Annotated in this window: 3 protein-coding genes; 1 reads left to right on the forward strand and 2 read right to left on the reverse strand. The window is 36.0% G+C overall.

Annotated features, from left to right (window positions below):
• Nucleotides 1–118: 118 nt before the first annotated feature.
• Together AC1DTM_RS21225 and AC1DTM_RS21230 are read right to left on the reverse strand one after the other, a co-directional pair.
• On the reverse strand, nucleotides 119–607 hold the full coding sequence (locus tag AC1DTM_RS21225; RefSeq protein ID WP_016104734.1) for a dihydrofolate reductase: 489 nt from the start codon (nucleotides 605–607) through the stop codon (nucleotides 119–121).
• Between the two features lie 19 nt (nucleotides 608–626).
• Complete coding sequence (locus AC1DTM_RS21230; RefSeq protein WP_477000806.1) at nucleotides 627–1583, reverse strand: thymidylate synthase; 957 nt, start codon at nucleotides 1581–1583, stop codon at nucleotides 627–629.
• A 198-nt stretch (nucleotides 1584–1781) separates the two neighbouring features.
• Here AC1DTM_RS21230 and AC1DTM_RS21235 point away from each other — a divergent pair.
• On the forward strand, nucleotides 1782–3089 hold a 1308-nt coding region (locus AC1DTM_RS21235), incomplete at its 3' end, for a serine hydrolase (RefSeq protein WP_477000807.1).

Consider the following 3089-nt stretch of genomic DNA (forward strand, 5'->3'; position numbering starts at 1 on the left):
GATTTATAGCATTCTATACATGCTAACTCTCATTATAGCACTATCGAATCCCCTCTATAAAGATACATTTAATAATATAAATAAAAAGATTGATGTGAATGCTCACATCAATCTTTTTTTATTGTTGCTTTTCATAAATATGATAATAGTACGTGTACGGATTTTTTTCATCCGTTAAGCCCTTCTCCACAAAAACTTCTTTCCAATCAGTCATATCTATTTCCGGGAAGAATGTATCTCCATCAAACGCATGATGAATCTTTGTTATATACAATTTCTCCACATACGGTAAGAATAAATCATAAATTTGCGCTCCTCCAAAAATAAAGATTTCTTCTTCATCTTTGCATAGCTCAAACACTTCTTCCGCAGAATGAGCAACTTCACAACCTTCAACATGATACTCTCCATTGCGAGTTACGATAATATTACGTCTTCCTGGCAGTGGTCTACCAATCGCTTCGTAGTTCTTTCTTCCCATAATAAGCGGGTGACCCATTGTCGTGTTCTTCACATACTGTAATTCACTTGGCAAATGCCAAGGCAATTTATTATCTTTACCAATTACTCTATTTTCGTCCATTGCGACCATAAATGAAATAATCATCTTTTCATCTCCTCTACAATTACACTGCAACTGGTGCTTTAATTGCTGGATGTGGATCATATCCTTCAATAGTTAAATCGTCCATTTCAAAATCAAACACAGATTTCACATCTGGATTTAATGTAAGTTTAGGGAACGGACGTGGTTCACGTGCCAACTGCTTTTCTACTTGTTCAAAATGATTTGTATAAATATGTGCATCACCAATTGTATGAACAAACTCTCCTACTTCGAGACCACATTCATGTGCTATTAAATGTGTTAGAAGTGAATAGCTTGCAATGTTAAATGGAATGCCAAGGAATATATCTCCACTTCTTTGATATAGCTGACAAGAAAGTTTGCCATCCGCTACATAAAATTGGAATAGCGTATGACAAGGCGGTAATGCCATACTCGGTACATCTTCAGGATTCCAAGCAGAAACAATTAGGCGACGTGAATCTGGCGTTTTTTTAATCATATCAATTACATCTTTTAGCTGATCAAGCGTCTCACCAGCTGTCGTTTTCCAAGCTCGCCACTGCTTTCCGTATACATCTCCTAAATAACCATATTTATTCGAAAAATCATCATCTTCTAGAACGTTCTTTTTAAACAATTCCATTTGCTCATCGTATTGCTTCTTAAATTCCTCATCTTGTTGAGAGCGAAGACCGAAATCTGTCATATCAGGGCCATTATACTCGTCACTYTCTACCCAGCTCTTAAACGCCCATWCATTCCAAATATTATTATTATGTTGTAATAAATAACGAATATTTGTATCACCTTTCATAAACCAAAGCAGTTCACTTGCTACAAGGCGAAATGGGACTCTCTTGGTAGTTAATAAAGGGAATCCTTTACTTAGATCGAAACGCATTTGATATCCAAATACAGATACAGTACCTGTCCCTGTACGATCTTCTTTCTTCGTACCGTGCTCCATTACATGACGGCATAAATTTAAGTATTCATATTCAGCATGTTTCATATGTAGGAAAACCTTCTTTCAATCTTATATGAGATTTATCATAACATGAAAAACAGCGGATTTAATAATCCAAATTAATAAAAATTCTTTCAATATTTCTTACAAAATTATTAACTTTCAATATTAAAAAAGGTTTTCACTTTTCTATTACAGAAAGTATAGTGCGGAACATAAAAATTATATTTGGAGGTTGGAAGCATGTCTAAAATCAAAACTCCTGTTTTAAGTACGTTACAACATAAGGTTGAGAAGATGATGAGGGATTTACACGTTCCTGGCGCTGCTATAGCCGTTATAAAAGATGGTGAGGTCATTATTTCTGAAGGTTTCGGTTATCGTAGCATAGAGAAAAAAGAGGCTGTTACTCCGCAGACACGATTCGCAATCGGTTCCGCAACGAAAGCATTCGGTACACTTTCATTAAGCTTATTAGCACAGCAAAAAAAGTTTAATTGGGATACTCCTGTCCAAACTTACGTACCTAACTTCTCTTTATCTGATATGCTCGCTAACTCGCAAGTTACAGGACGAGATTTAGCTTCTCATCGTACTGGGGTAAGTCGTCACGATGCTCTTTGGTACAGTTCTTCCTTAACTCGAAAAGATATCGTAGAAAAAATAAAACATTTATCACTTGATGCACCGTTCCGCACAGCATTTCTTTATAACAACTTAATGTATGCGACAATTAGTTATATTGTGGAAAGCATTACGAATCAAACGTGGGAGCAATACGTTACAGAACATATTTTAGAACCTTTAAATATGAGGCATACAAACTTCTCTGTTACAGACTCACAACATACAGATGATTACGCATTACCTTACACTGAAGATAATGGTGAAATGAAAGAAATTCCATTCCGAAATATCGATACCGTTGGAGCAGCTGGATGTATTAACTCTACCATTGAAGATATGGCAAAATGGGTTCTACTTCATTTAAACAAAGGAAAAACAGAAAATCATGATTTGATTTCTACTGAACTACTCCAAGAAATGTATACACCGCATACTCCAATTCCAGATCAGCCAATGTTATCAACGACTGAATCACCATTAAATAGCTACGGACTCGGTTGGTTTATTAGCGCTTACCGCGGTTATAAACTGATTMATCACGGCGGTAATATTGATGGATTTTCTGCACTTGCGTCATTTATGCCCAACGAAAATATCGGTGTTATCGTGCTAACAAATTCTGGACAAACTTTACTCCCTACTTATATTACAAAACATATTTACGACGAACTTCTCGGACTAGAATATATCGACTGGCATGAACGTGCTATAGAAGATAGTGAAAAAATGAAAGAAATGATGAAAGAGGCAACTGAATCACTTCCTGAAGCAATAAATGGGACTACCCCTTCTCATACATTAGATGACTACACTGGAACTTTTGAGCACCCTGCTTATGGAACACTGAAAATATACAAACAAGATGATTCCTTACATGTACAATTCATGGATACGGAAATTAAACTACAGCACCATCATTACGAC

Source organism: Bacillus sp. P4_D3 (genome assembly GCF_056401855.1).

Bases quoted from the DNA above. Each gene is read 5' to 3' on its own strand.
- AC1DTM_RS21225 (WP_016104734.1), bottom strand. From the start codon at position 607: ATGATTATTTCATTTATGGTCGCAATGGACGAAAATAGAGTAATTGGT.